The sequence below is a fragment of the uncultured Nostoc sp. genome (assembly GCF_964245575.1).
GTDB lineage: Bacteria > Cyanobacteriota > Cyanobacteriia > Cyanobacteriales > Nostocaceae > Nostoc.
The window spans coordinates 1-7086 of the sequence record NZ_CAXTNP010000349.1 but is presented as its reverse complement, the minus strand read 5'-3'; the positions used below and the strand labels follow the sequence as shown (position 1 = coordinate 7086).

Genomic DNA, 7086 nt, shown 5'->3' with positions numbered 1-7086 from the left:
TCCCCATTCCCCAATCCCCAATCCCATGACAGCAATTAAAACAGCAATTAAATTACCTCCTTCCAAACACGAATTTGCTGAAGTAATTCACCGCTTAGAAGCAGGCGGTGCAATGTTACCTGATACTCCAGAAAATTTGATGCAAATCATCGGTTTATACAAAGCTTATGCTGTACCGATGGATTTTTACTGGCGTGACCTACTTTATATTGCCGAACGTGAATTTTTAAACCCGCTTCCCTTCTTCAAATACTTCTTACCCAAAGAGTATTTAAAACTGCATAATCATTACGCTGGCGATGATGCCGATTTGCGAATTTGGCGCGGCGAAGCTACTGCACATCCAGAACTTTTGGCATTTATTGAAAAGGGTGAAACTTTTAAAATGCCGAAGTTATTGCATCACTTGTTCCACGATCGCATTAACATGGAATTTGCTGAAGCTTGTATGCGGGCGATGTTGTGGCACAGAGGGATGGGTGGACAATTTGACCCTTACCTAGATTCCGAAGAATACAAAGCCAACGCTGACAGGGCAATTAAAGCTTACTTTCAAGGGAACCCCGTAATGCTGGGAATGTACAAGCTGTTCCCCGATATGTTTTTGGAACAGTGCCGCCAGATGTCATACTACGCTAATCTGGGCTTATTCTGGGAAGTCATGGCCCCAGTGTTCTTTGAAATGTCCGATCGCTATGATGAAGGTACTATTAGCAGTGTCCCAGAGGCAATGAGCTTCTTAGTTAATGGTATATTTGCGATCGCAGGTCGTCCCATTTACCATCACGTTTATATTCGTGGTGAATGCTACGAAATTGTGCCCAAATCCAAGGGTTTCATGTGGCTATATGAAGCAGCATTACCTTATGTAGAAGCTGTTTTCTACCGCACCGCACCCTTCCGAGGGACAAAATCTTATAATGCTCAAGCGCGTCAAGTACCGGCAGACCAGAAAGACTTTCACTATGGTATTCTTTACGCTGATGTATTTCCAGTGGGTACTGCTGGCATTCCCCCCACATTATTAATGCAAGATATGTTGCATTTTTTGCCTCCATATCTTGTTGATTACTACAGCCAACATTGCCGGGGTGAAGAAGATATGTTAATTCAGTTGGGAGTTAGTTTTCAACGGTCAATGTACTGTGTAACTTCTGCGGTAATTCAAGCCTTGAGAACTGCACTTTTATATCCATTAGATGACCAAAATCCCAAACATTTGCAAGCGAATCGAGATTTTTTTGAAATGCAGCTAAATCGCTTTACTCGACCCGACTACAATATTCGTGATGCTGCTCGTTTGGGGAGTATTCAAAAGCAAGATTATAGATAAGAGATACCCATAACCCCCCTTTTTCTGGGGGGCTTTGAGAGCTTTTTTCCCCAAAAGTAATTTTATCAGGTTCGACTAGATTTAGTTAATCGCTGCTTAATCGATTCAAGTAATCGTTCTGGATGCTTAGAAAAATAAAAAATTTTTAATAAACTAAAATTTATGTTTCGAGCTAACCAAATCTGCCATTGCTCCATCAGTGGTAGTGTTTTTATATAATCATTAAATAACTGTCTCATTCGCACTATGCTCATTCCTCTTACAGAATCATCAAATGTTTTTGTTCCTGGATAATATCTATAGTTACCCCAAGTCTCATTGAAATACTTAACATGAGATGACCTAACCGCTTTCAAGAGAAAATCTACATCCATTGCATAATGTTCTTCTACTTTGTATAGTCCGATTTGCTCATGCAATGATTTGTGGTAAAAGTAAGCAGAAGGATTTAAAGGAAAAGAAGCATCGATAATTCCATCGTCATTAATTCGTCTTTCTAACAATAAATCAATCGTCCTTAATTGTTTAACTTTATTAATAAAAATTAGTTTACCTTCCAGATTGCAAACATTACAGTTGCCAACAATCAAGCTAGGTTTTGGTAAAGTTTTGAAAATTTCACAGATCCGGTTAAGAACGTTTATTTCATAAAAATCATCAACATTTAAAACACCAATAATTTCTCCTTGTGCCAGAGCAATTCCTTTATTGAGAGCATCAGATTGTCCTCGATCCTTTTCACTAATCCACCGGATGTGGGGATATTGATTGGCTTTATCCCTAATAATGTCTACTGTCTTGTCCCTTGAACCTCCATCGACAATGATATGCTCCACTTCCAAACAGTTTTGCTCAATAACAACTTGAAGGCAAGATTCTATAAATTTCTCACCGTTATAAACTGGTGTAATTATACTAATCATTAATAAGCGCCTCTTGTAGGTATTCCAAACAAAAAATAATTTAAACGATTGATCTCTGAAATAGTTGCATTTTGAGAAAAACCCCAGCTAAACTTATCGGCTGGGGTTTTTGTCGCTTAACTCCTAAAAAATAGATAGGTTAGTACCGCAAGGCGGAAGTCACGCATTCACGCATTCACGCAGTCAAAAATTTTGTATAATCAAGGCTTTTGCTGTTTCAAATGGTAGCTTGATTTCCGCCGCGCTGTACTAGTATATTGCAAGAAATTCAGGGAGAGGGCGCTATTCCTCTTGAACATCAACCCAAATACTGCCTTCTTCCACACGAATAGGAAATACTGGCAATGCTTTTTGTGGCGAAACCATCGAGAGTACCTTACCTACACCAGGTGGCCAGGAACACCAGCCTTGTACTTCACCAGTCCGCAGGTCAAAAGCACTGCGATGGAAGGTACAAACTATTGCCCCATCTTCAGTGATTTTACCACTTTTCAACGGTAATTTTAAGTGGGGACAGTTGTTATCTACAGCATAAAGCTGATTTTCGTGATTCAAAACCAGAATTTTGCGGTTGCCAACTTTCACCACTTGTCGCGTACCTGGGGAAAGTGCTTCGACTGCAAGAACTTTAGTCCAACTCATTAGGTTCTCCTCTCCTAATTAATCTGCTTTGAGTTTCTCGCAATTGTGACCACTGCGATCGCTTTTCAGTACTAGGGAGTCAAAAGGTTAACAATTCAAAATTAAAAAATAAATCAGACTGATAGCTTTCACCCCCACAGTTTTTAGCTCTCTTGTTCTCAGCATAGGATTAATAGGTTCATGAAAAATCTTAGGCTCATTTCTAAAAAAATCAATGCCCTTGTCTCAAGCCTCTTTCCATAAGCATCTGAGGTTCGATATTTTCAACTTTAGGTATGGCTTCTAACTGAGGAATCCGGGCGATCGCATCAGCAATATTACCTGATTGGGCACGCAACCAAGCAGTGTGAGGTGCATAGAGAAGCTTTTGCGCTATTTCGTAACCCGCTCGATTAATTACCTCACGCTGCGACTTCACATCAACGCCTTCAGCAAAGCGGATGAAAACCAGTCCAGTTGGTACTGCTAGGGAACCATTTGGTTGTAATGTGTAAATTGGACTTAGTGTCCCCTGTTCTGATTGATTGGGTTCGCCTGGAAAAACTGCTATTTTACCATCGTTAAGTTGTAAAATTGCTCCTGTTACCAGGGTCTTAGGTTGATTGTAATGTATTGCATAATATCCCGGCTTACGAGTGTAAGATACAGCAGTGCGTAGGCGTAGCCCGCCTTGGGTATCGCCGCCAACGCGAATTTGTTCAGGATACTCAGAAAAGTAATCTTTTTGAAATCTCACTTCAGGAATCAGGGGTAAAGAGTACACCTGTAGAAAATACTCAGCCGGGAAATAAAACATTTTTTCAAGTTCTAATGATGTTATAGCGTTTTTCAATGGTATGGAATACAAATCTTCCATCGGGATGCAAGCTATACGCCTTTATTCATATTGAAGATTCGTAAAACAGCCTGACTTTGAATCCCTCTTTTCTGGAAAGACGAATCGAAGGCTTGTATGAACTTAGATAGATTAAATCGTGTTTAAGTTGTATCTTTTTAAACCGTAATACACATATAACACATGAAATCAGAAGCATCCATAAACTAAACGTAAATACCAAGCACACGCTGCAAGAACACAACGCATGATGCAGTTTTTCCCATCCCAATGCCTCTCAAGAGTGCTGAGTTCCAAGTTCTGTTAGCGGATAGGTATGGTTGAGCCAGTGCTGAGTGGAGAGTGGGCTAGAGGGGAGAATAACTCTTAACTTCTAGTTCCTGTACATACAGACGCGATTAATCGCGTCTGTACTCAGCACTGTTTTGCCCAATGCCCAATTTTTAAGATAGTAATATTTCAAATATCCCAGGAGATAAAATTATGGTTCAAGTTCGCTATGGTGGGCAGAACGGTCAACAATATGAACTTGCTATTAGTGACGAACACGTTGTAGTGCGTACCGAAAGTCGCAGTGGTCTTGTCGGTGCAAGACCCTTTGAAGTCGCACCGATATCACCCACAGCTCGCAGTATCCTTAATGAATTTGAGTTAACAACACGGTTTCGGCAAGCGGGTGTAGAAATTTTGCGAGCGAAAGTTCCGACTGAAGGTGTCGCTTTGCGCGATCGCGCCCGTGATATTCTCAACCAAGAGTCTGAAGTCCAATTTGCCGGACGTGTTCTTATCGATCCAGCATCCAGTCAACCGATAATTTACACCGAAAACCTCTTCGTTAAATTCAATAGCGAAGAACAGTTAACGGTCTGCCAAGAGGTCTTAAGACGTTACAGCTTAACAATTAAACGCCAACTAGAATATTCACAAAATGCTTATTTTGTCAATGCACCTACAAATACTGGTATAGCCATCTTTGACATCGCCGAGAGACTTTTAAATGAAGAATCAGTTGAACTCTGCCATCCTGAACTAGTGCGTGAATCACGCCAACGTCAGGTTTTTTGGCAGCAGTGGCACTTAAAGCAAACAACAATTAATGGTCAGGTAATTAACGCCCATGTCAACGTTGAGGCAGCTTGGAAGTTGAGCGATGGTACTGGAGCGATTATTGCAATTATTGACGACGGTGTGGATCTTGAACATGAAGAGTTCCGTTCCTCTGGAAAAATTGTTGCCCCGCGTGATGTCACACGTAAAACTGACAATCCCAGACCGGGGAACGACAATAACCACGGGACAAGCTGTGCAGGAGTAGCTTGTGCAAACGGTAACTTTGGTGCATCTGGTGTGGCACCGGGTGCAAAGCTGATGCCGATTCGTTTAGCTTCGGCGCTGGGGTCGCAGGATGAAGCAGATGCTTTTGTTTGGGCGGCTCAAAATGGTGCTGATGTAATTTCTTGTAGCTGGGGGCCCGCAGACGGAGTTTGGTATGAACCAAACGATCCTGCACACAACCAGAAAGTACCTCTGCCTGATTCCACACGCCTTGCTATGGAGTTTGCAATTAATAAGGGACGCAACGGCAAGGGCTGTGTAATTTTATTTGCGGCTGGCAATGGTAACGAAAGCGTCGATAATGATGGCTACGCCAGCTACCAAAAGGTGATTGCTGTGGCAGCTTGTAACGACTACGGCACGAGAAGCGCTTACAGTGACTTTGGTAAGGCAGTTTGGTGTGCCTTCCCCAGCAACAATGGCGATAGTTCTCAAACCCCTGGAATTTGGACAAGCGATCGCTCTGGTGTAGTTGGCTATAATTCGGGTAATCGGAATCTGGGTGATGTCCCAGGCAACTACACCAACCAATTCGGCGGAACTTCCAGTGCTTGTCCGGGTGCAGCTGGTGTAGCAGCTCTAATTATTGCTAGAAACCCAAATCTGCGTTGGGACGAAGTGCGAGATATTATTAAACGCTCTTGCGATCGCATCGATCAAGCTGGAGGTAAATATGATGCCAATGGTCGTAGCCCTTTCTACGGTTACGGTCGAATGAATGCTCTCAAAGCTGTAGAATTGGCCAAGCCACCGCAAACATCACCCAGCAGATTCCAGGCAGTGCAAGATGTCCCAATTAACGACTTACAAACATCAACATTGTCGTTGGCGATCGCTAGTACTAGCCTGATAAAATCTATCAAAATTAATGTAGACATCGAGCATACTTTTATTGGTGACCTTGTAGTTACTCTCTTTCCCCCCGTGCAAACAAGCGTATTTCCTGTAATTCTGCACGATCGCCAGGGTGGAGCTACAAATAATATTAAAACAAGTTATGACGAGACAAATACCCTTAAACTTGCTGCCTTTAAAGGTAAAAGTCCCGAAGGAACCTGGACTCTTCAAGTTGCAGATAAGGCTGACGCAGATACAGGAAAAATTCGCAGCTTAACCATTGAAATTGGATTTTAAGTATAGTAGCACAGATGTGTATTGGTGTCAACTTAAGGTAAAAGTTAGTTAATAAAAAGTGTTCTAGAGTTGCCCTCATCGCCTAACCCCTTCTCCCAACATCGGAAAAGGGGAACTGGAGAATTATGCGTCACAAGTAGAAGAAAAGCATATAGAACCCATTTGACATATTTGATAACTACGAATTAAGCGCAAGGCTTGCAAGACAATCTGTTTTTCCAAGCTGGATTTGATGCATGATACTGTGATTGGCTTGTTCATCAATCGAGAAGAGTTTGGGCTTGCTGTTTAATACCCAGATCCCCTTGTCTAGAGCATTACCCTGCAATATATAGCGGTTCTCGCTTGGGTGCAGTACAGTTTTTACCTCACTTCCATTCCTCTCTCCTCAAAGGAGAGAGGCTTTGAATCTTACTCCCCAACGCTAGAAGGGAAGGGGCTGGGGGTTAGGTCTGTATTCCATGCAATTGGGAACCGCTATAGTTAACTTGATGACACCTCAACGACATTTTGGGCAAAGCTTTTATAAGCATCGCCCATTTGTTTAGCCCTCAAGTCAGGAAAGACGTGAAAATCCCCAGCTTTCAGAGCTTTTATTATCCCGTCTGCCACAAGTGCAGGTGGCTGTGCAATCTCACTCAGTCCTGCCGCATCGCTCATATCCGTGGTAATCGGGCCAGGGTGAACACTTAGCACAAACGTGCCCTGTTCACTCAATAGTTCTCGTAATACCTGCGTGATTGAATAGGCCGCAGCTTTTGAGGCAGAGTAAGTGGCAGAGTCGCCGAAACCCTTGAGCGAAGCAACAGAATTGATTTGGGCAAAGACGCCACCTCCATTGGCTTTGAGTACCGGGGCAAACGCCTGAGCCATGTAGATCAATC

At 42.6% G+C, this 7086-nt stretch carries 7 protein-coding genes; 3 read left to right on the top strand and 4 right to left on the bottom strand.

Translation table 11 applies throughout. From position 1 onward, the window contains the following. Positions 1 to 25: 25 nt before the first annotated feature. Positions 26 to 1333, top strand: coding sequence for a CO2 hydration protein (locus ACFFAP_RS33895; protein ID WP_375515327.1), 1308 nt, complete (start codon positions 26 to 28; stop codon positions 1331 to 1333). A gap of 65 nt (positions 1334 to 1398) precedes the next feature. On the opposite strand, the gene ACFFAP_RS33890 is transcribed toward ACFFAP_RS33895, so the two are convergent. The 3 genes from ACFFAP_RS33890 to ACFFAP_RS33880 form a co-directional block, all read right to left on the bottom strand. Then, positions 1399 to 2256: a glycosyltransferase family 2 protein gene (locus ACFFAP_RS33890; RefSeq protein WP_375515326.1), complete on the bottom strand. Its 858-nt coding sequence runs from the start codon at positions 2254 to 2256 to the stop codon at positions 1399 to 1401. A 282-nt stretch (positions 2257 to 2538) separates the two neighbouring features. After that, positions 2539 to 2898: a Rieske (2Fe-2S) protein gene (locus tag ACFFAP_RS33885; protein WP_229452053.1), complete on the bottom strand. Its 360-nt coding sequence runs from the start codon at positions 2896 to 2898 to the stop codon at positions 2539 to 2541. A 211-nt stretch (positions 2899 to 3109) separates the two neighbouring features. After that, the gene (locus ACFFAP_RS33880; RefSeq protein ID WP_375515325.1) at positions 3110 to 3694 is read right to left on the bottom strand and encodes a hypothetical protein; all 585 of its coding nucleotides are present in this window, start codon (positions 3692 to 3694) and stop codon (positions 3110 to 3112) included. Between the two features lie 522 nt (positions 3695 to 4216). On the opposite strand from ACFFAP_RS33880, the gene ACFFAP_RS33875 reads away from it, so the two are divergent. Further along, complete coding sequence (locus tag ACFFAP_RS33875) at positions 4217 to 6202, top strand: S8 family serine peptidase (protein WP_375515324.1); 1986 nt, start codon at positions 4217 to 4219, stop codon at positions 6200 to 6202. 184 nt (positions 6203 to 6386) lie between these two features. Next, complete coding sequence (locus ACFFAP_RS33870; RefSeq protein WP_375504068.1) at positions 6387 to 6494, top strand: hypothetical protein; 108 nt, start codon at positions 6387 to 6389, stop codon at positions 6492 to 6494. A gap of 191 nt (positions 6495 to 6685) precedes the next feature. Here the strand turns inward: ACFFAP_RS33870 and ACFFAP_RS33865 are convergent. After that, positions 6686 to 7086, bottom strand: a 401-nt coding sequence (locus ACFFAP_RS33865) for an SDR family NAD(P)-dependent oxidoreductase (protein WP_375515323.1), incomplete at its 5' end; no start/stop codon positions are given.

What these genes read in the sequence shown, in the direction of transcription:
- ACFFAP_RS33895 (WP_375515327.1), top strand. Translation starts at nt 26, where the DNA reads ATGACAGCAATTAAAACAGCAATTAAATTACCTCCTTCCAAACACGAA.
- ACFFAP_RS33890 (WP_375515326.1), bottom strand. Translation starts at nt 2,256, where the DNA reads ATGATTAGTATAATTACACCAGTTTATAACGGTGAGAAATTTATAGAA.
- ACFFAP_RS33885 (WP_229452053.1), bottom strand. Translation starts at nt 2,898, where the DNA reads ATGAGTTGGACTAAAGTTCTTGCAGTCGAAGCACTTTCCCCAGGTACG.
- ACFFAP_RS33880 (WP_375515325.1), bottom strand. Translation starts at nt 3,694, where the DNA reads ATGTTTTATTTCCCGGCTGAGTATTTTCTACAGGTGTACTCTTTACCC.
- ACFFAP_RS33875 (WP_375515324.1), top strand. Translation starts at nt 4,217, where the DNA reads ATGGTTCAAGTTCGCTATGGTGGGCAGAACGGTCAACAATATGAACTT.